This is a genomic window from Gallibacterium anatis DSM 16844 = F 149 (assembly GCF_000379785.1).
Taxonomy (GTDB): Bacteria; Pseudomonadota; Gammaproteobacteria; order Enterobacterales; family Pasteurellaceae; genus Gallibacterium; species Gallibacterium anatis.
In genome coordinates, this window is record NZ_KB903748.1 from 18,459 (window position 1) to 44,007 (window position 25,549).

At 41.3% G+C, this 25,549-nt stretch carries 18 protein-coding genes; 7 read left to right on the forward strand and 11 right to left on the reverse strand.

Annotated elements, in window-relative coordinates:
- Window positions 1-585 (forward strand): YadA C-terminal domain-containing protein (locus tag A3EO_RS0111580; RefSeq protein ID WP_018347264.1); only part of this gene is annotated, 585 nt, incomplete at its 5' end.
- 96 nt (window positions 586-681) lie between these two features.
- On the opposite strand, the gene A3EO_RS0111585 is transcribed toward A3EO_RS0111580, so the two are convergent.
- The 4 genes from A3EO_RS0111585 to A3EO_RS0111600 all read right to left on the reverse strand — a co-directional run bounded on the left by A3EO_RS0111585 (window position 682) and on the right by A3EO_RS0111600 (window position 7,080).
- A complete protein-coding gene (locus tag A3EO_RS0111585) occupies window positions 682-3,756 on the reverse strand; it encodes an efflux RND transporter permease subunit (RefSeq protein ID WP_018347265.1) in 3,075 nt (1,024 codons plus the stop codon).
- A 23-nt stretch (window positions 3,757-3,779) separates the two neighbouring features.
- On the reverse strand, window positions 3,780-4,970 hold the full coding sequence (locus tag A3EO_RS0111590; RefSeq protein WP_018347266.1) for an efflux RND transporter periplasmic adaptor subunit: 1,191 nt from the start codon (window positions 4,968-4,970) through the stop codon (window positions 3,780-3,782).
- A 32-nt stretch (window positions 4,971-5,002) separates the two neighbouring features.
- Entirely contained in the window at window positions 5,003-5,578 is a 576-nt protein-coding gene (locus tag A3EO_RS0111595; protein ID WP_018347267.1) for a TetR/AcrR family transcriptional regulator, read from the reverse strand.
- Window positions 5,579-5,793: 215 nt separating this feature from the next.
- Window positions 5,794-7,080, reverse strand: coding sequence for a citrate synthase (locus A3EO_RS0111600; RefSeq protein ID WP_018347268.1), 1,287 nt, complete (start codon window positions 7,078-7,080; stop codon window positions 5,794-5,796).
- A 345-nt stretch (window positions 7,081-7,425) separates the two neighbouring features.
- Here A3EO_RS0111600 and sucA point away from each other — a divergent pair, with 345 nt between their 5' ends.
- The 4 genes from sucA to sucD all read left to right on the forward strand — a co-directional run bounded on the left by sucA (window position 7,426) and on the right by sucD (window position 13,571).
- Window positions 7,426-10,239 carry a 2-oxoglutarate dehydrogenase E1 component gene (gene sucA, locus A3EO_RS0111605; RefSeq protein ID WP_018347269.1) on the forward strand — a complete coding sequence of 938 codons (2,814 nt, stop codon included), beginning with the start codon at window positions 7,426-7,428 and terminating at the stop codon, window positions 10,237-10,239.
- Between the two features lie 17 nt (window positions 10,240-10,256).
- Window positions 10,257-11,468, forward strand: a complete 1,212-nt coding sequence (odhB, locus tag A3EO_RS0111610; RefSeq protein WP_018347270.1) for a 2-oxoglutarate dehydrogenase complex dihydrolipoyllysine-residue succinyltransferase — start codon at window positions 10,257-10,259, stop codon at window positions 11,466-11,468.
- A 67-nt stretch (window positions 11,469-11,535) separates the two neighbouring features.
- On the forward strand, window positions 11,536-12,702 hold the full coding sequence (gene sucC / locus A3EO_RS0111615) for an ADP-forming succinate--CoA ligase subunit beta (protein ID WP_018347271.1): 1,167 nt from the start codon (window positions 11,536-11,538) through the stop codon (window positions 12,700-12,702).
- Window positions 12,702-13,571: a succinate--CoA ligase subunit alpha gene (gene sucD, locus A3EO_RS0111620; protein WP_013745216.1), complete on the forward strand. Its 870-nt coding sequence runs from the start codon at window positions 12,702-12,704 to the stop codon at window positions 13,569-13,571. Before sucC ends, sucD begins: the two co-directional genes overlap by 1 nt.
- A 114-nt stretch (window positions 13,572-13,685) precedes the next feature.
- On the opposite strand, the gene lnt is transcribed toward sucD, so the two are convergent.
- From lnt to metE, 7 genes are all read right to left on the reverse strand, one after another.
- A complete protein-coding gene (gene lnt, locus A3EO_RS0111625; RefSeq protein WP_018347272.1) occupies window positions 13,686-15,227 on the reverse strand; it encodes an apolipoprotein N-acyltransferase in 1,542 nt (513 codons plus the stop codon).
- A 97-nt stretch (window positions 15,228-15,324) separates the two neighbouring features.
- On the reverse strand, window positions 15,325-16,224 hold the full coding sequence (gene corC / locus A3EO_RS0111630) for a CNNM family magnesium/cobalt transport protein CorC (protein WP_013745214.1): 900 nt from the start codon (window positions 16,222-16,224) through the stop codon (window positions 15,325-15,327).
- Window positions 16,225-16,304: 80 nt separating this feature from the next.
- On the reverse strand, window positions 16,305-17,513 hold the full coding sequence (locus A3EO_RS0111635) for an aspartate aminotransferase family protein (protein ID WP_018347273.1): 1,209 nt from the start codon (window positions 17,511-17,513) through the stop codon (window positions 16,305-16,307).
- A gap of 90 nt (window positions 17,514-17,603) precedes the next feature.
- Entirely contained in the window at window positions 17,604-19,064 is a 1,461-nt protein-coding gene (gene tldD, locus A3EO_RS0111640) for a metalloprotease TldD (protein ID WP_018347274.1), read from the reverse strand.
- 76 nt (window positions 19,065-19,140) lie between these two features.
- Window positions 19,141-19,773 (reverse strand): histidine phosphatase family protein, encoded by a 633-nt coding sequence (locus A3EO_RS0111645; protein WP_018347275.1) that lies wholly within the window; start codon window positions 19,771-19,773, stop codon window positions 19,141-19,143.
- Window positions 19,774-19,911: 138 nt separating this feature from the next.
- On the reverse strand, window positions 19,912-21,396 hold the full coding sequence (gene rng / locus A3EO_RS0111650) for a ribonuclease G (protein WP_018347276.1): 1,485 nt from the start codon (window positions 21,394-21,396) through the stop codon (window positions 19,912-19,914).
- 320 nt (window positions 21,397-21,716) lie between these two features.
- Window positions 21,717-23,990 carry a 5-methyltetrahydropteroyltriglutamate--homocysteine S-methyltransferase gene (metE, locus tag A3EO_RS0111655; protein WP_018347277.1) on the reverse strand — a complete coding sequence of 758 codons (2,274 nt, stop codon included), beginning with the start codon at window positions 23,988-23,990 and terminating at the stop codon, window positions 21,717-21,719.
- Between the two features lie 138 nt (window positions 23,991-24,128).
- On the opposite strand from metE, the gene A3EO_RS0111660 reads away from it, so the two are divergent.
- Together A3EO_RS0111660 and A3EO_RS0111665 are read left to right on the forward strand one after the other, a co-directional pair.
- Complete coding sequence (locus A3EO_RS0111660) at window positions 24,129-25,055, forward strand: LysR family transcriptional regulator (RefSeq protein WP_018347278.1); 927 nt, start codon at window positions 24,129-24,131, stop codon at window positions 25,053-25,055.
- 9 nt (window positions 25,056-25,064) lie between these two features.
- The gene (locus A3EO_RS0111665) at window positions 25,065-25,517 is read left to right on the forward strand and encodes a DUF441 domain-containing protein (protein WP_018347279.1); all 453 of its coding nucleotides are present in this window, start codon (window positions 25,065-25,067) and stop codon (window positions 25,515-25,517) included.
- Window positions 25,518-25,549: the final 32 nt, after the last annotated feature.

Below are 25,549 nucleotides of genomic sequence, written 5' to 3' on the forward strand. Positions count from 1 at the left end.
AACACTAATGCGATAACGGAGAACAACAAAGCTATAATCAAAAACACTAATGCGATAACGGAGAACAACAAAGCTATAACCAAAAACACTAATACGATAAATACGAATAGAATTGCTATAACCAACAATACTAATGCGATAGAGGCGAATAAAACTGCTATAACAAATAATACTAATACGATAAATACGAATAGAATTGCTATAACCAACAATACTAATGCGATAAATGCGAATAGAACTGTAATAGAAAATCATGAAGATCGTATTCAACAACTTGAAAGCAGAAAATTAAATTTGGATAAGCAAATTAATCAATTACATCGCGATATAAAATCATTAGATGATCGTCTTGCTAGTGGGATTGCAGCTAGCAATGCAATGGCTGGTTTAGTTTCGGCGACTAAAGATGGAAAAAGTATGATTGCTGTCGGTTTGGGGACTTATCGTGATCGTAGTGCTATTGCGATTGGAATATCAAGATTAAGTGATAATGGGCGTTGGAAAGCAAAATTTAGTTTTGCAACAGGAATGAATGGTAGTAATAAAGATCTTAGTACATCAACTTCTATTGGCTATCAATTCTAATTGTTGTTGAATCTTAAATGAAAATGTTCCTTTTTTGTTTTTAGATTATTGATAAAGGTCTGGATAATGCTCCAGACCTTTTATTTTATTGTGGGATTAAGAAGCGCTTTCTTCAAAGACTGGCAACGGCTTGTGTTTACTTGCCACCAAAGTATAAATGACCGGCAATACAAACAAGGTAAACAAAGTACCGATAGCAAGACCGGATACGATGACGATACCGATACTGAAACGAGATACCGCACCGGCACCGCTTGCGTAAAGTAACGGAATCAAACCGGCGATCATTGCGGCGGTGGTCATCAGAATTGGACGTAACCGCACTTTTGCCGCATAGCTGATGGCTTCAATACGATCTTTGCCGAACAATAATTGCTGTTCTTTTGCCACTTCACACATCAAGATTCCGTGTTTGGTAATTAAACCAACCAAAGTAATCAATCCCACTTCTGAGTAAATATTGAGCGTTGTACCGGCAATGCCGAATAACGACAGAATATTTAACATCAATAACGCGCCACTGATTGCCAACGGTACGGAGATCATAATGACCAACGGATCGCGCATTGATTCGAATTGGATGGAAAGCACTAAGAAGATAATCAGTACCGCCAGTACGAAAGTGACTGCAAGCGCATTACCCTCTTGTACGAATTGACGCGCTTCGCCTTTGAAGTCATAGCTGTAATTGCTTGGCAACAATGATGCTCCTTCTCCTTCAAACCATTTTACTGCATCCCCTACGGAGCTAGTTGGCATTGGAATTGCACTGATAACCGCAGAACTTAACTGATTGAAACGGCTTAAAGAAAGCGGCTCAGAGTTAATTTCCATTTTGATTAAGTTACCGAGCGGCACAGAATCACCGTTTGCAGCAGTAACGAAATAGTTATTCAAATCTTCCGGATTTAAACGGTCTGCACGCGGTACTTCAGAAATGATTTTATAGGAACGTCCGTCGATACCGACACGAGTGATTGTGCCGCCGGCGAGATAACTTCCCAATAATTTACTGATCTGCTGCATACTGATACCGTAAGTACCTGCTTTTTCTTTGTCGATAGTAATGTGCATTTGCGGTGTATCGAATTTCAAATCAAGGCTGTTATAAATAAACTTACCGGATTTTCTTGCCGCATTTAACACTTGTTCTGCCACTAACGCAATTTTGTGAATATCATCCGCAGAGGTGATAACGAAACTGACCGGAGGTCCTTGTTCACCGGTTTCAATTTCCGGGAACGAGAAGCCGTTTACACTGATTTCCGGAATAGCTTTCGCTTTCTGGTTGATCTCATTTGCAATTTCAGTTTGGCTGCGGTCACGATTGCTCCAGTTGGTCAAACTGGCGATTGCCAATGAACGGTTGGTACTCGGCACACCGGAAATCACCATAGAGAATTCCACTTCAGGCGTTTCTGAAAGGATTTTCTCATACTGTTTCATTGCATCCTGTACATAATCAATATTGGCATTAGATGGCGCTGTACCCAATGCTAAAATCGCACCTTTATCTTCATTCGGGGTTAATTCACTGGAAAGATTGCTCATTAACACCGGCAAGCTGGCGAAAATCAATACTGCAAAGAAAATCACCAATTTACGGCTGTCCAACATCAATGCCAACATACGTTGATAGAGATCAGTTACGCTGTTCAAAGTACGTTCAACACGAATTTCCAGTTTGGTCGGATTGGTGTGAGCTTTGAGGATATTACCGCACATCATTGGTGACAGTGTTAACGCAATAATACCGGAAATAAACACCGCACCGGCAAGAGTTAAGGCGAACTCTTTAAACAGCGTTCCGGTAATTCCGCCCATCAACGCCATTGGCGAATATACCGCACAAAGCGCAATAGTCATTGAGATAACCGGAGTGGCGATTTCACGTGTACCGATAATTGCCGCACGGAATGGGGTTTCGCCTTCTTTGATATGTCGGTCGACATTTTCCAACACTACGATCGCATCATCCACCACCAGACCGATAGCGAGAATCAACGCTAGTAGCGTCATCAGGTTGATCGAGAAATCAAAGAATTGCAGCAACATAATTACCCCGATAAGTGAAATCGGAATAGTGACCACCGGAATAATCATTGCTCGGAAAGAGCCTAAGAACATTGTGATCACGACAAGCACGATTACGGTTGCTTCAAAGATGGTGTGAATAACTTCGTTGATAGAGTCGTTAATCGCAATGGTTTTATCGTAAAGTACACGGCTTTCGATACTGTTAGGCAAGCTCTCTTTAATAGAGTTATAAAGTGGATAAATGTTTTTTACCACTGTCAATGGGTTAGCATCCGCCGCCGGCTCAATGCCTAAAACGACCGCATTTTCACCGTTTGCCGCTGCACGTGCGTCATCGCTCTCTTTATCCATATCGACTTTTGCAATATCGCCGAGTTTCACGATATTACCGTTTTTAGAGAATAGCACTAAGTTGCGCAACTCATCAGCGGATTTTGTCGTGGTTTCCACTTTGTTTTTATAGGTAACATAATAACTGTTGGCACTACCTGCCGCAGTCTGTACGTTATTTTGTGACAATGCTCCCATTACATCGCTGGCGGACAAGCCGAGCGCTGCCATTTTTTCAGGTTGCAGCCAAATACGCAAAGCGTAAGAAGCGCCTCCGAAAACTTCCACTTTTGCCACACCGGATACCGTAAAGAATTGTGGTTTGACAACACGTTCAATGTAGTCGGTAACCTGACTGGAATTTAATTCTTTCGAGGTGAAACCGATATACATAATACCGGAACCACCGGTAGAAGAGGTAATTGTCGGGTCTTCAATATCGGAAGGTAATTGCGAACGAACAGAGTTCACTTTTGCCAATACATCCGCCAAAGCACCGTTTGGATCAGCATTTAACTTCATTTTTACAGTAATGCGAGAGGAACCTTGCGCACTGGATGAAGACATATAGTCAATGTTATCCGCTTGCGCAACCGCCTCCTCGATTTTTGAAGTAATAAATGCTTCGACCAATTCCGCGTCCGCTCCCGGATAAGCTGTCGTGATATTAATCACGGTAGTGACAAGTTTTGGATATTCCCGAACTGCCAGTTTTGATATTGCTTGTAATCCCAGAATGACAATCAACAAGCTAATCGAAATGGCAAGCACCGGGCGTTTAATAAAAAGATCGGTAAATTTCATCTTTTTTCCTAATTTGCTAATGCTTAAAGATTAGTTTTTGTTTCTGGTTCAGTAGCACCAATCACCGGTTTATCAACCACTCTGACATAACTGCCGCCGCTGACATTCTGCAACCCACCGGTAATGATATAGGTGCCGGCTTTAAGTGCAGGGTTTGCTGCTAATTGAGCGTGAACACTGCGACGGTCTTTAGTTTGCACTGTGATTTGTTGTGCTTTATAGACATTATCCAACGGTTGGTCGCCGAGTTTCGCTTTATCTTCTTCTGTAAGCGGAACGAGGATATAAGCGGTTTCACCATACATATTGTAGCTGATGGCAACTTGCGGCACGACCACTTGATTGGTTTCGGTTTGACGTTCTACTTTAAGATGAACGAACATACCGGAAATTAATTTGGTTTGCCCTTCAAAAGTGGCTTCCACTTCGACTAACCCGGTGGATTTGTTAATAGCCGGTTCGATCGCGGTGATTACTGCTGAGAAAGTTTCATCAGGATAAACATCGCTAACCGCTTTTACTTGCTGTTGTAAATGTAATTGACTGAGTTCGTCTTGCGAAATGCCGAAATTGACTTTCATTTTGCTACGATCTTCAACACGTACAATTTCAGTACCGGCAGTAACGTATTCACCGACATTCACTTTAATAATACCGGCTTCACCATCGAACGGCGCAACAATCTGACGACGCTGAATCGTTGCTTTTAAACCATTGACAGTAGCAACCAAGTTTTCATAAGTGGCTTTTGCATTATCCAATTCAGTTTTTGAAACGCTATTGGTTTTCATCAAGGCAAGGTAACGGTTATAAGTCAATTTAGCCGCCGGAAGTTTTGCTTCCGCCGCAACCAGATTGGCTTTTTCAACCGAGTTATCCAACTCAACCAACACTTGCCCTTTTTTCACGTGTTGCCCGGATTGAATATTGACGCTGGCGACAGTGCCGGTGCCTTGTGAACTCAACATTGCACCTTGGTTCGGTCGCACCAATGCAGTGCTGTTAATCACCGGAATCCAATCTTGAGGTTCAATTTTCACCGCCGTAATTGGAATAATGTTAGGCGGCATATTGCTTAAGAATTCGTTGGTTTTCACTTTTTTAATAAAATGCGCAGCAATCACCAACGCAAATATCAACAGTGTGACTAACAAAACGACTTTCACAATAAAGCGTTTTGAACGACGAGGCTTTACAGCCTGATTTTCAGCCATTTAAATTTCTCCGTATTAAAAAATAAATCATATTAAGAAAGGGGCAAAATAGCATTCCAGCTATGTTGGATAATCTTTTCTAAATCCTGCTCATCACTTTTCATTCGTAAATGAAGATCTTTTTCTGCCATATTGATCGCACTTTCCAAGCTTAAACTGAACAGAATATCAGGATGCAGATCGGCAATTTCACCGCTTTGCTTTCCTCTTTCGGTTAAACAGTGCCAAGCATCATCAGTAATATTCAGGCACTCTTCGATAATGTCGTAAAAATCCGGCAGCGCGCGGTATTGGTTCATTGTGAGTATGACCTGAGGGTTGGCGTGTAGCCAGTGCCACAAATTCCACCACATTTGGCGGTATTGCTGAAACAGGGGTAAATCCGGATTAATGCCTTTATTGACACAGGTTTGGAAACGTTGGAAAAGATCGGAGGCAAGACGTTGCAATAATTCTTCTTTGCTTTTGAAATAGATATAAATAGTGCCGGCAGCAATTCCTGCTTCTTTAGCGATTTTTTGCATAGAGAGTTGGTGTACACCATATTGGGCAATCAACTTTTCTGTTGCACGAAAGATCTGCTGAAGCATTTCATTTTCTGCTGTCATTGCGGTTTTTCTCTCCTATTTGGGGGTGTGAATGAACGTTCGTTCATTCTATTTTTTTTGTGATCAAAGTCAAGATTTTCTTCGTGTAAGTTTAGACAAGATTTATTAGGAAATAGTTAGTGCCAATGCAGACTGGTTGCGGATTTCTGTGTTAAAAAATCCCACATTTTTATTGCTAAAAATGTGGGAAAAAGGAAAGTCAATGTCGGAGGAAATTATTTTTTATCCATTGGCTCAAAATCACGTTGTTTGTGGCCGGTGTAAATTTGGCGAGGACGTACAATTTTGAAGTTGCCTTGATTGTACATTTCTTTCCAGTGTGCAATCCAACCAACGGTACGACCTAAAGCAAACATTACGGTAAACATTGAGGTTGGGATACCGATTGCTTTTAAGATGATACCGGAATAGAAGTCAACGTTCGGATAAAGATTCTTTTCAATGAAGTACGGATCGTTAAGTGCGATACGTTCCAATTCCATCGCTACATCAAATAATGGATTATTAATCTTCAATTCCTGCAATACTTCGTGGCAGGTTTGACGCATTACTTTAGCACGAGGGTCGTAGTTTTTATAAACACGGTGACCAAAGCCCATTAAACGGAACGGATCGTTTTTATCTTTTGCACGTGCGATAAATTCAGGAATACGATCAACCGTACCGATTTCTTCCAACATATTGATGCAGGCTTCGTTGGCGCCACCGTGAGCAGGTCCCCATAAAGAGGCGATACCGGCAGCGATACAAGCGAATGGGTTTGCACCGGAAGAAGCAGCAGTACGTACTGTTGAAGTTGAAGCGTTTTGTTCGTGGTCGGCGTGGAGGATAAAGATACGATCCATTGCTTTTTCAAGAACCGGATTGACAACATATGGTTCACAAGGAGTAGCGAACATCATATAAAGGAAATTACCCGCATAAGATAGATGATTTTGCGGGAACATAAATGGTTGACCGATAGAATATTTATAACACATTGCGGCAAGTGTCGGCATTTTTGCCAATAAACGAATTGCAGTCAATTCACGGTTTTGGGCATCTTTCACATCGATAGAATCGTGGTAGAACGCAGCTAATGCACCACTAACACCGCACATTACCGCCATCGGGTGAGAGTCACGACGGAAACCGTTGAAGAAACGACTTAACTGTTCGTGTACAAGAGTGTGTCTTTTTACTAATTGAGTGAATTCTTTGTATTGTTCTAAGGTTGGACGTTCGCCGAAAAGTAATAAATAGGCGACTTCAAGATAATCAGCATTTTCTGCAAGTTGATCGATTGGATAACCGCGGTGTAATAACACACCTTTATCACCATCGATATAGGTGATGGATGACTTACAAGTTGCGGTCGACATTAAACCCGGGTCAAAGGTAAATAGTTTTTGTGAAGTTAATGATTGCACATCAACCGCATCATAACCTAACTCAGCGTGATGTACATTCAAATCATATTCTCTTCCATCACTGATAGTTAGTTTTGCAGTAAGTTCTGACATAAATTCCTCCTTCTTGTCTTTTTTAGAAAAACGTCAGCATGATATTGTGGGTTTGTTTAACTGTATGTTAATAAGTTGTTATACAATATAACATCATTATTTTTTGCTTGCCCTCACTTTTTTTTCAAAATTAGAGGTAGATCAAAAAATTTTTGCAATTTTTTGTTTTTTTTTTGTTAAAAATGTAACAAATGTCACAGAAAAAAATTTTTTAATGCATAATAATAAGCATACTCCACTTTAGAGTGAATCATCTAGCTATTTTAATGGGTGTATCAAAATGATTTACTCAATAAAATAGTGAAGTTGTAGTTCAACTATAAGTAAAAAATGAAGGACTTATCAATGCAATCTAACAATACAATGAAAGAATGGCTTGCTTCCACAGCTTTTGGTGGTGCGAATCAATCTTATATTGAAGATCTCTATGAATCTTACCTAACTGATCCAAACAGTGTAGCCGAGGAGTGGCAACAGATTTTCCAACAATGGAAAACGGCGAATGACCAACCTCACGCACCGGTAAAAAATTATTTCCGTAAATTGGCCAGTGAAGGCCGTCGCAATCAGCAAACTGTTATTGATCCGGAAGCAGGTGCGAAGCAGGTGCGTTTATTACAATGGATTAATGCATATCGTTTTAGAGGCCACCTTAATGCTGATCTTGACCCATTAAAAATGTGGAACAGACCGGCGATTGATGAATTGGATTACCATTATCACGGTTTTTCAGACGAAGAGTTGGATGAACACTTTAATATTGGACATTATGTTTACCAACGTGAAAGTATGACGTTGCGTGAAATCGACAAAGCTTTAAAAGAAACTTATTGTGGCCATATCGGGATTGAATTTATGCATATTACCGATATCGATATTCGTCGTTGGTTACAAGAAAAAATTGAATCGGTTTTGAATAAACCGTTGTTCAGCAAAGAAGAGCAGTTGACTTTCTTAAAAGAGTTAACCGCAGCAGACGGCTTGGAGCGTTATTTAGGCGCAAAATTCCCGGGTGCAAAACGTTTCTCATTGGAAGGTAGCGATGCCTTTATTCCTTTAATGAAAGAGATTATCCGCCACGCCAGCAAACAGGGCGTAAAAGATGTGGTGATGGGAATGGCGCACCGCGGACGTTTGAATATGCTGGTGAATGTACTGGGTAAAAAACCGAGTGAATTGTTTGATGAATTTGCCGGAAAACACCTTACTGATCGTACCGGCGATGTGAAATACCACCAAGGTTTCTCTTCTAATTTTATGACCGAACACGGTCTTGTTCACTTAGCATTAGCATTTAACCCTTCTCACTTGGAAATTGTCAGCCCGGTTGTTATCGGTTCTGTGCGTGCAAGACAAAATCGTAGCCACGATACCGAGCGTCAAAATGTGTTGGCGGTAACCGTACACGGTGACTCAGCCGTAGCCGGACAAGGTATTGTGCAGGAAACATTAAATATGTCGGCAACGCGTGGTTATACTGTCGGCGGTACTATTCGTATCGTAATTAATAACCAAATCGGTTTTACCACTTCCAATCCGCACGATACACGTTCTACAGAATATTGTACTGATATTGCTAAGATGATTCAGGCACCGATTATCCACGTAAATGGCGATGATCCGGAAGCGGTAGCCTTTGCTGGACGCATTGCGGTGGAATACCGTGCTAAATTCAAACGTGATATTTTCATTGATTTAATCTCTTATCGTCGTCACGGACACAACGAAGCGGACGAACCTTCTGCCACTCAACCGTTGATGTATAAGAAAATTAAAGGTCATCCGACACCGCGCAAAGTGTATGCCGATTATTTAGTACAACAACAGATTATCAGCGATGAAGAAGCAACCGCTTTGGCGAACGATTATCGCGATAAATTAGACCAAGGTGAGTGTGTTGTTGCGGAATATACGCCAATCGATATGAATAAGATCGACTGGTTGCCTTACTTAAATCACAGTTGGACTTCTCCTTACGAAAGTAAATTCCCGGAAGAGCGTTTTAAAGCTTTGGCACATAAGATCAGTGAATATCCGGAAGATCACGTGCTACAAAGTCGTGTTGCGAAAATTTACAATGACCGCCAAGCAATGGCGCGTGGTGAAAAACCGTTTGACTGGGGAATGGCAGAAACAATGGCATATGCCACTTTATTGGATGACGGCAATCATATCCGTTTATCCGGTGAAGATGCAGGACGCGGTACTTTCTTCCATCGTCACGCCGTGTTGCATAATCAACAAAATGGCACCACTTATACGCCGTTACAGCATCTCCATAATAAACAAGGTGAGTTTGAAGTGTGGGATTCCGTATTGTCAGAAGAGTCTGTACTTGCATTTGAATACGGTTTTGCTACCACCACACCGAGAACATTAACCTTGTGGGAAGCACAATTCGGGGATTTTGCCAATGTGGCGCAAGTTGTCATTGACCAATTTATCAGCTCCGGCGAACAAAAATGGGGCAGAATGTGCGGTTTGGTAATGCTTTTACCTCACGGTTATGAAGGTCAGGGTCCTGAACACTCATCTGCACGTTTGGAACGCTACCTACAACTTTGTGCGCAAGATAATATCCAAGTTTGCGTACCGTCAACACCGGCACAGGTTTACCATATGTTAAGACGTCAATTATTGCGTAAGGTACGCCGTCCATTGATCGTGATTACACCTAAATCTTTGCTCCGTCATCCATTGGCAGTGTCTGAAATGAAAGAGTTGTATGACGGTTCATTTAAGAATGCGATTGGTGAAATTGATCCGATTGATGCAAAACAGGTGAAACGTGTGGTGCTTTGTTCCGGTAAGGTCTATTACGATCTGTTGGAAGAAAGACGTAAACGTGAAATTAAGGATGTTGCTATTGTTCGTATTGAACAGCTTTATCCATATCCACACGAAGAGATCAAAGAAATTCTATCGGCTTATCAACACGTTACTGATTTTGTTTGGTGTCAAGAAGAACCGCAAAACCAAGGTGCGTGGTATTGTAGCCAACATAATTTCTATGCTTCTATACCGGAAGGAGCAAAATTACGTTATGCAGGTCGTCCGGCATCTGCATCACCGGCGGTCGGTTATATGTCATTACATATCAAACAACAAAAAGCATTGATTGATGACGCATTAACTATTGAAACTAAAGAATCTAACTAAAGTAGAGGGTTATATAAATGAGTAATATTGAAGAAATTGTTGTTCCTGATTTACCGGAATCTGTAGCGGATGCGACCGTAGCAACTTGGCATAAAAAAGCAGGTGAGTTCGTTAAACGTGATGAAGTCCTTGTTGAAATTGAAACCGATAAAGTGGTTTTGGAAGTGCCGGCACCTATTGATGGTGTGTTGGATGCTATTGTGGAAGAAGAAGGTGCAACAGTTGTCAGTAAACAATTGTTAGGTAAATTACGCGCTGTTAAAGAAGGCGAAGAAACAAATGCCAGCGTAAATAAAACTGAACCGACACCATCAGATCGTCAACAAGCGGCAATTGAGCCGGAAAGCACAAATGATGCATTGAGTCCGGCAGTTCGTCGTCTATTGGCTGAAAATGATCTTGACCCGAGCAAGATTAAAGGTTCCGGTGTTGGCGGACGTTTAACTCGCGAAGATGTTGAAGCTTATTTAGCTTCCGCATCTAAAGCACCGGCAGCTGCAGCGGCTGAACCGGCTCCGATATTAGTGGCACGCAGTGAAAAACGTGTTCCGATGACCCGTTTACGTAAACGTATTGCAGAACGTCTACTAGAAGCGAAAAACAGCACTGCAATGTTGACGACTTTCAATGAATTGGATATGACACCAATTAAAAAATTGCGTAAACAGTATGGTGAACAGTTCGAGAAAAAACACGGTGTTCGTTTAGGCTTTATGTCATTCTATGTTAAAGCCGTTGTTGAAGCTTTGAAACGTTATCCGGAAATCAATGCTTCTCTTGATGGCGATGATATTGTTTACCACAACTATTTCGATATCAGCATTGCCGTATCAACCCCACGTGGCTTAGTCACTCCGGTATTACGCGATTGTGATCAACTCAGTATGGCTGAAATTGAAAAACAAATTAAATCACTTGCTGAAAAAGGTCGTGACGGCAAATTAACCGTTGAAGATTTAACCGGCGGTAACTTCACTATTACCAATGGCGGTGTGTTCGGCTCATTAATGTCTACGCCGATTATTAATCCGCCGCAAAGTGCAATTCTTGGTATGCACGCGATTAAAGATCGTCCGGTAGCGGTTAACGGTCAGGTGGAAATTCGCCCAATGATGTATTTGGCGCTCTCTTATGACCACCGTTTGGTAGACGGCAGAGAATCTGTTGGTTTCTTAGTTACAATCAAAGAATTGTTAGAAGATCCGACACGTATTTTATTGGAAATCTAAACTTAATAACCATCACCTTTAATCAATGCCTACCGTAAAGGTAGGCACATACTAAATAGGAGAAATCATGAATTTACATGAATACCAAAGTAAGCAGATTTTTGCTGAATATAAATTACCAGTGAGCAGAGGTATTGCTTGTCAAACTGTCGAAGAAGGTTTGCAGGCAATGAAAACATTGGGCGGTAAAGAATGGGTGGTCAAATGTCAGGTTCACGCCGGTGGACGTGGTAAAGCCGGCGGCGTTAAATTGGTTCAGACAGAAGAACAATTAACTGAATTTTTTAACAAATGGTTAGGTAAACGTTTAGTGACTTTCCAAACTGATGCGAATGGACAGCCGGTCAACACAATTTATGTGGAAGAAGCATCAGATCTTGAAAAAGAACTCTATGTCGGTATGGTTATTGACCGTTCATCACAATCCGTTGTCTTTATGGCTTCAACTGAAGGTGGTGTAAACATTGAAGAAGTTGCGGCGAAAACCCCACATTTATTACATAAAGTGTATGTTGATGCCTTGATCGGCGGTATGCCTTATCAAGGTCGTGAATTGGCATTTAAACTTGGTTTAAATCCGGAACAAACCAAACAATTTACTCAAATGTTCTGCCAATTAACTAAATTGTTCGTTGAAAAAGATGCCTCTCTACTTGAAATCAACCCGCTTGTGATTTTGAAAAACGGTAAATTGCACTGTCTTGATGCCAAAGTAGTGATTGACGGTAATGCGTTATATCGTCATCCGGATTTATTGGCAATGCGTGATTTAAGTCAAGAAGATCCACGTGAAGCCGAAGCGGAAGAATCACAACTTAACTATGTTGCACTTGACGGTAACATCGGTTGTATGGTGAATGGTGCCGGCTTGGCGATGGGTACAATGGATATCGTTAAATTGCACGGTGGTAATCCAGCAAACTTCCTTGATGTTGGTGGTGGCGCGACTAAAGAACGTGTTGCTACTGCATTTAAGATTATTCTTTCAGATAAAAATGTGAAAGCGGTATTAGTCAATATTTTCGGTGGTATCGTACGTTGTGACTTAATCGCCAACGGTATTATTGATGCAGTGAAAGAAGTCGGAATTAACGTGCCGGTAGTTGTGCGTTTGGAAGGTAATAACGCTGAATTGGGACGCGAAATTCTTGCCAACAGCGGACTTAAAATTACAGCTGCCAACTCATTAACAGAAGCAGCGCAGTTAGTGGTTAAAGCAGCGGAGGATAAATAATGTCTATTTTAATTGATAAAAATACAAAAGTGATTTGCCAAGGTTTTACCGGTGGTCAAGGAACATTCCATTCAGAACAAGCGTTAGCTTACGGCACACAACTTGTCGGCGGTGTTTCACCGAATAAAGGCGGCACTACACATTTAGGTTTGCCTGTATTCAATACCGTTCGTGAAGCGGTTGAAGCGACCGGTGCAACTGCCAGTGTTATCTATGTGCCTGCACCTGGTTGTAAAGATGCGATTTTGGAAGCGATTGATGCTGGAATTCAATTAATTGTTTGTATCACTGAAGGTATTCCAACCGAAGATATGTTGGTAGTTAAACAAAAATTAAATCAAACCGGTGTACGAATGATTGGACCAAACTGCCCGGGTGTGATTACACCGGATGAATGTAAAATCGGTATTATGCCGGCACATATTCACAAAAAAGGTAGTATCGGTATTGTTTCACGTTCAGGTACATTAACCTATGAAGCAGTAAAACAAACTACAGATGAAGGTTATGGTCAATCAACCTGTGTCGGTATCGGTGGTGACCCGATTCCGGGTTCAAGCTTCATTGATATTCTTAAATTATTCCAAGCTGATCCGGAAACCAAAGCGATTGTAATGATCGGTGAAATCGGTGGTTCTGCGGAAGAAGAAGCTGCTGCTTATATTAAACAAAACGTGACTAAACCTGTCGTTTCTTATATTGCCGGGGTGACTGCACCGAAAGGCAAACGTATGGGACACGCTGGTGCGATTATTAGTGGCGGTAAAGGTACAGCAGATGAAAAATATGCTGCATTAGAAGCAGCCGGTGTAAGAACTGTACGTAGTCTTGCCGATATTGGTAAAGCATTACGTGAAATTTTAGGCTAGTTTTTAGTCGTCTGTATCATAAATAGAAAAAACCGGTATTCGAGAGATTACCGGTTTTTTGTTTGCTTAAGGCGAAAAATAAGTTTTGTATTAATAGCTTAATTTTAAATTAACTTATTGATTCGACAACATTTTCTTTAATAGCATTTTTCTTAATAAACCACCTAATAAATGTAGCGTAAATAAGATAATGGATAAGAGATAAAGCGGCGTATTGCCAAATGCAGCAAATGGCGTTTTGCCACTGACTTTATACATTTCTGTCGTCAGTGTGGTCGCTGTGAATTGCGGCGCTTGTTTGATGACTTTACCGAATGGATCGATAAATGCCGTTACGCCGGTATTAGTGCTGCGAATTAGCGGTTTCCCTAATTCCAATGCACGCATTCTTGCCATTTGGAAATGTTGCCACGGACCGATTGAAGTACCAAACCAAGCATCATTGGAAACGGTTAACAGAAAATCGGTATTTTGTTGCAGACTTTTTTGTACTTCACTGTCAAAAATAATTTCATAACAAATTGCGTTAGTGAAATTTGCTTGCTTTATTGGTAGTGGCGGTTGTTGTAATCCACCGGCAGACATACTGGAAAAAGGAATATTAATGATATTTTCAATAAATGGCAGAGGAATATATTCACCGAAAGGCACAAGATGGTGTTTTAAATAACGTGATGTATGATTAATATCATAAGGTTGTTGCGGCGTTAATGCGATTAATGAATTATATAAATGTTCGCTGTTGCTTGCTTGATAAATAGTGCCTAATAAAATAGCACTATTAGATTGTTGCGATAAACGTGACAACATTTCAATATAAGGAGTGAGCTGATTTTCTAATAATGGCAATACAGATTCAGGCAAAATAATAATATCGCTTTTCCCTAAATGAGGCATAATCAGATTCTGATAAATATCGAGTGATTGATAAATATAATCCGGATTCCATTTATTTTGCTGTTCAATATTTCCTTGAACCAACGTGATTGTAAGGGGTTTCTGTTGCGGATCTTGTTTAATAAACGTAATTTTATTACTGTAATAACTGATGACTACTAAAATAATGGCTAGAAAAGTTTGTGATGTCGCTAATAATAAGCGGCGATCATTTTTATTGCTTAGGCTGTGAATAATATTGAGTCCGAGCGCAGATAACCAGACTATGACAAAAGTGATGCCCTGAACACCGAAGAAAGGCGCAATGCCGGCAAACAGCGTATCAATTTGCGTATAACCGAATTGTAACCAAGGAAAACCGGTAAATAACCAGCCACGTAGAAATTCAGTAAAAGTCCAGAGAATTGCGAAAATAATCGCTTGTTGTACTGCTAATTTTCTGATCAACCAACTGAATAATAGTGGAAATAGCGATAAATATGCTGCTAAAACAAGCACTAAACTATAAGCTGCGGCAGTGGATAAACCTCCAAATTGATCTAAACTGATATTAATCCAGTTTAAACCGAAGCTAAAATAACTCATTCCCCATAAAAAAGAGGATATTAACGCTAATTTAGTCGAAGGCGCATATTTAATAACGGCTAATAGCAAAAAAATAGAAATAAAAGCCAACCCGCTATAATTAAAAGGGGCGTAAGCAAAAACACCGATAATGCCGGAAAAAACGGCAAGAAGAGGATATAGATATTTTGGCATTATAATAATCTCAATATTTTAATCTTATTTTATTAACTTCAGAATAAATAATGGCAGACTATAAAAGTAGTCTGCCATTTAACGTTTAATGAATATGCTATATGTTGCTATTTTCCTGATTATCCTGCTGCATTTTTTCCAATTGTTCATCAGGAATAATAACGCGTAATTGAATAATGCGGCGGCTATCAGCGGAAGTCACTTTGAATTCAATATTATCCAGTGTAATGCTTTCACCTCTTGTCGGTAGATAACCGAACGCCTGCATAATGACACCGCCGATCGTATCCACCTCTTCGCCGGTAAAACCGGTGCCGAAATATTGGTTAAAATCTTCAATATCGGTCAAGGCTTGCACTGCATAGATATGTTTTGAAAGTTGGCGGATATCTTCAACGTCTTCTTCATCAAATTCATCTTCAATATCACCGACAATTTGTTCCAAAATGTCTTCAATAGTGACCAAGCCGGAAATTGAACCGAATTCATCAACAACAATCGCCATATGAAAACGCTCGGATCGGAACTCTTTCAGCATTCTATCGACACGTTTACTTTCCGGAATGATCACTGCAGGACGCAGCACTTCGTGTACTGAAAAAGGTTGTGCATCCGGACGCAAATATTTCAATAAGTCTTTTGCCAGCAAAAGACCAATCACATTATCGCGCTCATCGGCAATTACCGGAAAACGTGAGTGAGCGGATTCAATAATTACATCAAGACATTCAGACAAACTCTGTTGTGCATTGATAAAGACAATTTGCGAACGAGGAATCATAATATCTCGTACCCGTAATTCAGAAATTTCAATGACGCCTTCAATCATTTGTCGTGTCTCTTGATTGATGACCTCATTTTGTTCTGAATCACGAATAGCTTCCACCAGTTCTTCCCTATTTTTAGGATCAGCCGGAAAAAAGTTATTTAATAAAGATTGAAAGAACCCTTTTTTGGCATTGCTTTCGTTTGAATTTGTCGAATGCTCGTCACTCATAGTGATTTATTGATTACTCCTGTGTAATAAAAACGTTGAAAAGCTATCACATTTGCTGCGTTTTGACTAGCTCACAATAACTATTTTGTGAATTCTGTCAAGGTTTTAGCAAAACGTGCCAAGCCTTCATCCAATTCAGTCTGAGAGATATTCAGCGCCGGTGCAAAACGCACGACATTCGGGCCGGCAACCAACAACATTAGACCGAATTGATTGGCAAGATGACAAATATCCATTGCTTTTCCGTGATACTGTTCAACCAATTCTGCACCGATTAATAAGCCTTCGCCACGAATCTGTTTAAAAATCGGTGTTTGTTGGTTTAATTTTGCCAACTGTTGTTTGATAAATTCTCCCTTTTCCTGCACTTTTTGCAAAAAGTGCAGATTACCGATAATTTCGATAACTTTGTTACCAATGGCACAGGCTAACGGATTTCCACCGAATGTGGTGCCGTGTACGCCCGGTTTAAAGCTGGCGGCGATTCTGTCTGTGGTCAACATTGCACCAATCGGGAAGCCGTTTGCCAATGCTTTGGCACTGGTTAAAATATCTGGCACAACGCCGGATTGCATATAAGCGTAAAGGTATCCGGTACGGCCGACACCGGTTTGCACTTCATCAAAAATCAAAAGTGCCTGATATTGATCGCACAATTCACGCAATCCTTGTAAAAAGGCTTTATCGGCAGGAATAACGCCACTTTCGCCTTGGATCGGCTCAAGAATGACAGCGCAAGTGTGATCATCAATCACTGCTTTTACTGCTTCCAAATCGTTATAAGGAACGTGGATGATATCTGCCGGTTTAGGGCCGAAACCATCAGAATATTTTGCTTGGCCGCCTACGCTAACGGTAAACAGAGTACGACCGTGAAAACTCTGTTTAAAAGAAATTATCTTGCTTTTTTGATAACCAAAATGATCTACTGCATAACGACGTGCCAGTTTCAACGCTGCCTCATTGGCTTCTGCGCCGGAATTAACAAACATAACGCGTTCGGCAAATGTTTTGGCAACTAAAGATTTTGCCAAAGCGAGGGTCGGTTCACTGGTAAACCAGTTGCTGGAGTGCCACAGAGTTGAACCTTGTTGTTGTAATACTTCAATAAGTTCATCAGGGCAGTGACCCAACGCATTAACGGCAATGCCGCCGGTTAAATCAATATATTCTTTGCCTTGTTGATCCCAAACGCGACTTCCTTTCCCTTTAACCGGAATAAAATTTGCCGGAGTATAGTTCTGAACCATCACATAATTAAAATCGCTACGTCTAATTTGTTGTTGCATCATTTTCGCCTCAATCTGTTTTCTGAAAATAGAATGAACTCAGAATACGCTTAATTGAATATTTAATCAATTAAATTGCATAATAATTCATTAATTGGTGCCGCCGACAGTAATTTTTTCGATTTTCAATGCCGGTTGACCAACGCCGACCGGTACGCTTTGTCCCTGTTTGCCGCAAACGCCGATACCGTGATCAATCTCCAATTCATTCGCTACCATTGATACATTCTGCATTACTTCAATTCCACTGCCGATGAGGGTTGCACCTTTAATCGGTTTGGTGATTTTCCCTTTTTCGATTAAATAGGCTTCTGAAGTGGAAAACACAAATTTGCCGGAAGTGATGTCGACTTGACCGCCACCGAAGTGTGGTGCGTAAACGCCATAATCGACCGATTGAATCAAATCATCAAATTGGTGTGCGCCCGGTAGCATATAGGTGTTGGTCATACGCGGCATCGGTAAATGGGCATAAGATTCGCGGCGGGCATTGCCGGTTGGTTTCATTCCCATTAAACGCGCATTCAATTTATCTTGCATATAACCTTGTAAAACGCCGTCTTTAATCAAAACATTGTATTGTCCCAGTACACCCTCATCATCAATCGTGAGTGAACCGCGGCGATCCGGCAAGGTGCCGTCATCAACAATGGTGCAGAGCGGAGAAGTGACTAATTCACCGATTTTGCCGCTGAACAATGATGATTTTTTACGATTAAAATCGCCTTCTAAACCGTGTCCGACTGCTTCGTGCAATAAAACCCCCGGCCAGCCGGCACCTAACACCACCGGCATCATTCCGGCAGGCGCAGCAATGGCATTAAGATTGACCAACGCTTGACGAACGGCTTGTTTTGCAAAATAAACGGCACGTTGTTCACCTTGATAATCTTCAAAAAACCAAGTTAATGCGCGACGACCGCCCACGCCGGCGCTACCACGTTCACGGCGACCGTCCTGTTCGGCTAAAACGGAAATGGATAAACGAATTAATGGACGAATATCCGCAGCCAGAGTGCCGTCGGTGGCGGCAATAAGCACCTCTTCATATAAGGTGGAAAGCGTGACGGATACGCGAGTGATTCGTGGATCTTCCGCACGCGCGCTGTTATCAACCAAATGCAACAGCGCAATTTTTTGCTCGCGCGATAGCGTATCCAAAGGGTTTATTGCGGCATAATGTAAAATTGGATCGACCGCGTTGAAACCTTGTTGTGGGAAAATGGCAGTAACGGGCGATTTATGCTGAGCAATGCCTTTTGCGGCAGAAGCACAATTGTGCAAGGCGTTCAAATTGATCACATCCGAATAGGCAAAACCGGTTTTTTCTGCGCTGATAGCACGCACGCCGACACCTTGATCGATATGAAATCCGCCCTCTTTGATAATGCCGTCTTCCAATGTCCAAACTTCATCCATTGAAGTCTGAAAGAACAGATCGGCAAAATCGATTTGACGATCGGAAAAAATATCAAAAATTGTTGGCAGTTGTGCTATGGAAAGTTGGTTGGGTGTTAATAAAGAATCTGCTACTTGGTCTAATATCTTCATATTATGATTAATGTGTAAAAAATTGCTCTAAAAAATGGTAAGCATTATATGCCGTTCATTCTGTAAATAACAATGTTTATACACCAAGAACAGCATAATCTGCCAGATATTGTAGCTGTAAACAGTGATGATCAACAGTTAATACAAAGGCGGCTGTATTAGGAATTGCCAAAGCGTGAGTAAATTGTCGGAAACGTTGCATATCTCGATTATTATTCACATCATAATCAAGAATTTTCCACGATAGTTGTGCTAGCCAGATACCGTGCGTAAAAAATAGACTATTATCAGGAAAAGTCGTAATTTGTCGGCAAAAATCATCAATTCTCCGACTAAAATCAAGAAAACTGTCGCATTGTGCAGCTTGTTTATCTTCCGGTTCGGCAGTGAGCCAATATTGCGTGGCAAGTTGTTGGCGTTGGGCTGTGGTAAGCGATTGAATCATTGCAAAATCGAGATAACTCAATTCGTTTAAGCAAGAGAGCTGTTGCAGCGGTAATTGATATTTTTGTACAAAAGGTTGTGCCGTTTGTTGGGTACGTAAAAATTGGGAACAGTATAGTGCAGAAGGTTGAATGTGCCACTGTTGGCAACGGTTTAAAGCCTGTTGTTGGCCGAGTTCAGTAAGAGGGATTTCTCGATCGGGCAGAGGCATTCCGCCCACATTGGCTTGGCTTTGTGCGTGGCGGAATAGATAAAACTGCCTCATTATGTTTCTCCTAAATGGTTGAAATCACGCCGTTCACGACGGTAGAGCATATTGAATTTGGAAGAGGTTTAACCTCTCCCAAAATAGGGCAATTCACCGTGTAATGAGTGATGCGTCGTTCTACAAATTTGAACATTATTACATCACAACAACATCAAACTGTTCTTGTGTATAGTAAGGTTCCATTTTGATTTGCACTTTCTTGCCAATGAAGACTTCCACTTCGGCAAGCAGGGCGTGTGTTTCTTCATTAATCAAATGTTCCGCCACTGCCCGAGAGGCATAAACCAAGAATTGTTCGCTTGAGTAGAGATGATGAACACGAATAATTTCACGCGCAATTTCATAGCAAATTGTTTCAACACTTTTTACGTGACCGCGTCCGTGGCAGTTTGGGCACTCTTCACATAAAACGTGTTCCAAACTTTCCCGTGTTCTTTTACGCGTCATTTCCACCAAACCTAATTGCGTAAAACCGTTAACTGTTGTTTTTACGCGATCTTTCGCTAAGGCATCACGTAAAGACTGTAATACCCGCTCTTGATGTTCCGCCAGCTGCATATCAATAAAATCAATGATAATAATGCCACCGAGATTACGTAATTGCAGTTGTTGGGCAATCGCTTGTGTCGCTTCAATGTTGGTATTAAAAATGGTTTCTTCCAGATTACGATGACCGACAAAACCACCGGTATTAATATCAATTGTGGTCATTGCTTCGGTCTGCTCAATAATCAGGTAACCGCCGGACTTGAGATTAACCCGTTTATTCAACGCCTTTTGGATGCTGTCTTCAACGTTATAAAGATCAAATAACGGTTGTGGACCGGTATAGACGGAGAGTGTATGGGTAAGATGAGGCAAGAATTCTTCAATAAATTCTTTAACTTCAAGGAAGATTAATTTTGAATCAATGCGGATGCTATCAATCGTCATCCCGACAAAATCACGAATAATGCGTTGTGCCAGTGCCGGCTCGGTGTAAAGCATTGCCGGTGCAGTAGAGCGCACCTTGCGTTCCAACACTTTACGCCACAAACGCTTTAGAAAATCTTCATCCTGTTTAAGCTCTTCCAGAGAAACATTTTCTGCAGCGGTACGGATGATAAAACCGCCCAACTCATCGCAAAATGGTGTAACCAACTCTTTTAAACGAGCGCGTTCTTCTTCACTTTCAATGCGTTGTGATACGCCGACGTGGCTGTTTTCCGGCATAAAGACCAAATAACGGGAGGGAAGTGTAATATCTGTGGTTAATCTTGCACCTTTTGTTCCCAACGGATCTTTAACTACCTGCACAATAATATCTTGTCCTTCACGCACCAATTCCGCAATGTCTTTAACCACAAACTGTTTTTGTTCATTTTCATCGACACATTCAGTGTGCGACACGATATCGGAAGCGTGTAAAAAAGCCGCTTTTTCCAAACCGATATCAACGAAAGCAGATTGCATTCCGGGCAAAACTCGTGTTACCCGACCCTTATATATATTGCCAACAATTCCCCGTTTTGTTTCCCGTTCAATATGCACTTCACGCAAAATTCCCCCTGCAACCAGGGCAATCCTTGTTTCGTTCGGGGTAACATTGACCAATAATTCGACCTTGTTACCATTATCCATAATTTTTCCTAAAAAATTTTCATTTGTGCGCGTTAGTCTAACCAAATCAAAATTCAATTCCTAGAATATTTTAAATAATCATTACAAATCTTTGTTTCATATCATTTATAACGGGAAGTTTTTTGTTGCTGTTGAATTTGCAAATATTGAAACTTTAGGGAAGACGAGCATTGATGCAATGTGTTAAAAACGGTGATGAGAACCGATATTGCCGTTTGTCGAGGAAAATGCAAATGTTGTTTAATTTGACTGTAAATGAGGATTTATTCTGTTCATAATGAAAAGGTGCGGATAGAAACCGCACCTTTTCCTTCTAGATATTAATTTAATTCCGCACGTAATTTTTTGGTCACTTCAACCATTACTTCTAATTGCTGTAAGGTTTCTGTCCAACCGCGGGTTTTTAAGCCGCAGTCTGGGTTCACCCATAAACGCTCTTTTGGTAATACTTTCAAGGCTTTGCGTAGCAGATGTTCAATTTCTTCTGCTTTTGGTACGCGTGGGCTGTGAATGTCGTACACACCTGGGCCAATATCATTTGGATATTTGAAATCGGCGAACGCGTTTAACAATTCCATATCCGAACGTGAAGTTTCAATGGTGATCACGTCTGCATCAAGGGCGGCGATGGCTGGCAGAATGTCGTTAAACTCGGAATAACACATATGAGTATGAATTTGTGTATCATCTTGCACGCCCATTGAGCTTAAACGGAATGCTTCGCCTGCCCATTGTAGATACGCGTCCCAATCGGCACGTTTGAGCGGTAAGCCTTCACGGATTGCCGGCTCATCAATTTGGATCACTTTAATGCCGGCTTTTTCTAAATCCAACACTTCATCAGAAAGTGCCACGCCAATTTGTTTACACACAGTGGCGCGTGGAATATCGTTTCGTACGAACGACCATTGTAAAATCGTAACCGGGCCGGTGAGCATTCCTTTCATCACTTTGTTGGTTAGGCTTTGTGCATATTGCGACCAACGAACTGTCATCGGCACAGGACGAACCACATCACCGTAAATAATTGGCGGCTTAACGCAACGTGAACCGTAGCTTTGCACCCAACCGAATTTGGTGAAAGCGAATCCGTCTAATAATTCACCGAAGTATTCCACCATATCGTTACGTTCCGCTTCGCCGTGTACTAGCACGTCTAAATCTAGACGCTCTTGTTCCCGCACCACCAATTCAATCTCTTTTTTCATCGCTGCTTCATAATCTTCAAGGCTTAATGCCCCTTTTTTGAATTGTGCACGAGCGTGGCGAATTTCACTGGTTTGTGGGAATGAACCGATCGTCGTAGTTGGCAACAAAGGTAAATTTAACCACGCATTTTGTTTGGCAATACGCTCAGCAAATGGCGATTTACGTTGATCTGCGCCTACCGGCAAATTAGCTAAACGTTCAGCCACTTCAGGGCGATGAATTTCTGTGCTGTTGGCTCGCGCATCTGCAGCGGCTTGGCTAGCAGCTAATTCTGCTTGCACTGCGGCACGGCCTTGCTCAAGTGCGGTCTTAATTACCGATAATTCTTGCACTTTTTGAAGCGTGAATGCCAACCAGTTATAAAGCTCAGGTTTGTTTTCTTTTAATTGCACTTCCACTGATAAATCGTACGGACAATGTAATAAAGAGCAGCTTGGCGCAATCCATAAACGTTCGCCTAGTCTGGCTTTTAACGGTTCAAGCACGTCTAGCACTTGGTTGAGATTGGCACGCCATACGTTGCGTCCGTCAATCACACCGGCTGAAAGCACTTTGTCATAATCAGCAAAGGCAGTCAGTTGCTCAGGCGCACGCACTAAATCGATGTGTAAGCCGTCCACAGGTAAGGATTTCAATAAGTTTGCGTGTTCTGCTACCGAGCCAAAATAGGTTGCCAATAATAACTTCGCATTCACTTTTTCGCTTAACTCAGCATAAACCGCTTGATACGCCGCGACCCATTCAGCAGGCAAATCTACCGCAAGGGCAGGCTCGTCAATTTGAATCCATTCCACGCCTTCTGCCGCTAATGCATTAAGAATTTCCACATAAACAGGCACGAGTTTGGTTAATAATGCAAAGCGATCAAAGGCTTCACCTTTTTCCTTACCTAAATGTAAGAACGTCAATGGGCCAACAATGGTCGGTTTCACATTTAAACCAAGGGCTTTTGCTTCACGAATTTGTTGCACATAATGGGCTGGGTTAGCTTTAAATTCGGTGTTTTTGTGGAATTCCGGTACTAAATAGTGATAGTTGGTATCAAACCATTTTGTCATCTCAATGGCGAATTGCTCTTTGTTACCACGCGCCAGTTGGAAATATTGATCAAGCGTTAATTGCTGGCTATCAAAACCGAAACGCGCTGGAATTGCTCCGGTTGCCACTTGCAGATCTAAAATATGATCATAAAAAGTGAAATCTGCCACTGCCACATAATCCGCATTGGCGGCGGCTTGGTGTTGCCAATTTTTTTCTCTTAATAATTTTGCAACGGTTAATAAATCCTGTTCAGATAACTCTTGTCGCCAATAACGTTCTTGAGCGAATTTTAGTTCACGCTTTGCGCCAACGCGCGGAAAACCTAAAAGGTGAAATGTTGTCATAATGCATCTCCTTATATTTTTATATTAAAATTGATCTGAATAGACGTCTAAACGTCTTTATATGATGCAGAATAACGAAAAATTCTGTATGATGAAAGCTCATAATTTTCATATTTAAGATGAATTAAATTAATAAAGATGAAACCTACCTTTTTAGAATTACGACATTTAAAAACGTTATTGGCATTAAAGGAGACCGGCAGTGTGTCTTCAGCTGCAAAACGCATTTATTTAACGCAATCGGCACTTTCTCATCAATTAAAGCTAATGGAAGAGCAGTTCGGCTTACCTTTATTTGAACGGAAAACATCGCCTATTCGCTTTACTGCCGCCGGAGAGCGTTTGATTCAGTTGGCAAATGAGGTGTTGCCGAAAGTGGTTATTGCGGAGCGTGATTTAGCGCGGGTTAAACAGGGGGAAGCAGGGGAGTTACGCATTGCGGTAGAGTGTCATACCTGTTTTGATTGGTTAATGCCGGCAATGGATCAGTTTCGACAACATTGGGGCTTGGTTGAATTGGATATTGTTTCCGGTTTCCAGACCGATCCGGTGGGATTATTGTTAACCAATCGTGCCGATTGGGCAGTGGTATCGGAAATGGAAGAAAACAGTGAAGTGATCCATTGTCCTTTGTTTGCTTATGAAATGGTAGGGATTTGTGCGAGAGATCACGAACTGGCAAGTAAAGAGGTTTGGCAGGCACAAGATTTTGTCGATCAAACGTTGATTACCTATCCGGTGCCGGATGATATGCTGGATTTATTGCGTAAGGTGCTGAAACCGGCAGGAATAAATCCGATTAGACGGACTACAGAGTTAACCATTGCAATGATACAATTGGTCGCCAGTAAACGAGGGATTGCGGCATTACCGTACTGGGCAGTATTACCTTATTTAGAAAAAGGGTATGTTGTGGCGAGAAAAATTACTGAAAAAGGTTTATATAGTAATTTATATGCGGCAATTCGAGTGGAAGATCGAAACGTTGCTTATATTGATGATTTTTATGAAACAGTGAAAAATCAATGTTTTGCAACTTTACCGGATTTGGTGGTTTTGGATTGAGGAAGAAAAATGTCTTTACAATTTAATGGGATAGCACTTTTTTTAGTCGCTTTAATTGCGTTAGGCGTTATTGGACATAATAGTTCGGTCACTGTGGCGGCATCAGTCTTGTTATTAATGCAACAAACACTGTTAGCAAAGCATATCGTTTGGCTGGATAAATATGGTTTGACCATTGGTATTATTATCTTAACTATCGGGGTTTTAAGCCCTCTGGTATCCGGAAAAATCAGCTTGCCGGAATTAAAACAGTTATTGCATTGGAAAATGTTTTTATCTATTGCCGTAGGGATTTTGGTTGCTTGGTTAGGGGGTAGAGGCGTTTCCTTGATGAGTGGCTCGCCAACATTGGTAACCGGGTTATTGATTGGCACCATTTTGGGAGTTGCTTTTTTAGGTGGGGTGCCTGTCGGGCCATTAATTGCTGCCGGAATTTTGTCGTTAATCATAGGAAAATCATAAAAAATAGGTGCAATATCGGATAAGAAAAATAC

What these genes read in the sequence shown, in the direction of transcription:
- tldD (WP_018347274.1), bottom strand. Translation starts at nt 19,064, where the DNA reads ATGAAGATATTAGACCAAGTAGCAGATTCTTTATTAACACCCAACCAA.
- sucA (WP_018347269.1), top strand. Translation starts at nt 7,426, where the DNA reads ATGCAATCTAACAATACAATGAAAGAATGGCTTGCTTCCACAGCTTTT.
- A3EO_RS0111595 (WP_018347267.1), bottom strand. Translation starts at nt 5,578, where the DNA reads ATGACAGCAGAAAATGAAATGCTTCAGCAGATCTTTCGTGCAACAGAA.
- sucD (WP_013745216.1), top strand. Translation starts at nt 12,702, where the DNA reads ATGTCTATTTTAATTGATAAAAATACAAAAGTGATTTGCCAAGGTTTT.
- rng (WP_018347276.1), bottom strand. Translation starts at nt 21,396, where the DNA reads ATGGATAATGGTAACAAGGTCGAATTATTGGTCAATGTTACCCCGAAC.
- A3EO_RS0111600 (WP_018347268.1), bottom strand. Translation starts at nt 7,080, where the DNA reads ATGTCAGAACTTACTGCAAAACTAACTATCAGTGATGGAAGAGAATAT.
- A3EO_RS0111660 (WP_018347278.1), top strand. Translation starts at nt 24,129, where the DNA reads ATGAAACCTACCTTTTTAGAATTACGACATTTAAAAACGTTATTGGCA.
- sucC (WP_018347271.1), top strand. Translation starts at nt 11,536, where the DNA reads ATGAATTTACATGAATACCAAAGTAAGCAGATTTTTGCTGAATATAAA.
- metE (WP_018347277.1), bottom strand. Translation starts at nt 23,990, where the DNA reads ATGACAACATTTCACCTTTTAGGTTTTCCGCGCGTTGGCGCAAAGCGT.
- corC (WP_013745214.1), bottom strand. Translation starts at nt 16,224, where the DNA reads ATGAGTGACGAGCATTCGACAAATTCAAACGAAAGCAATGCCAAAAAA.
- odhB (WP_018347270.1), top strand. Translation starts at nt 10,257, where the DNA reads ATGAGTAATATTGAAGAAATTGTTGTTCCTGATTTACCGGAATCTGTA.
- A3EO_RS0111665 (WP_018347279.1), top strand. Translation starts at nt 25,065, where the DNA reads ATGTCTTTACAATTTAATGGGATAGCACTTTTTTTAGTCGCTTTAATT.
- lnt (WP_018347272.1), bottom strand. Translation starts at nt 15,227, where the DNA reads ATGCCAAAATATCTATATCCTCTTCTTGCCGTTTTTTCCGGCATTATC.
- A3EO_RS0111645 (WP_018347275.1), bottom strand. Translation starts at nt 19,773, where the DNA reads ATGAGGCAGTTTTATCTATTCCGCCACGCACAAAGCCAAGCCAATGTG.
- A3EO_RS0111635 (WP_018347273.1), bottom strand. Translation starts at nt 17,513, where the DNA reads ATGCAACAACAAATTAGACGTAGCGATTTTAATTATGTGATGGTTCAG.
- A3EO_RS0111590 (WP_018347266.1), bottom strand. Translation starts at nt 4,970, where the DNA reads ATGGCTGAAAATCAGGCTGTAAAGCCTCGTCGTTCAAAACGCTTTATT.
- A3EO_RS0111585 (WP_018347265.1), bottom strand. Translation starts at nt 3,756, where the DNA reads ATGAAATTTACCGATCTTTTTATTAAACGCCCGGTGCTTGCCATTTCG.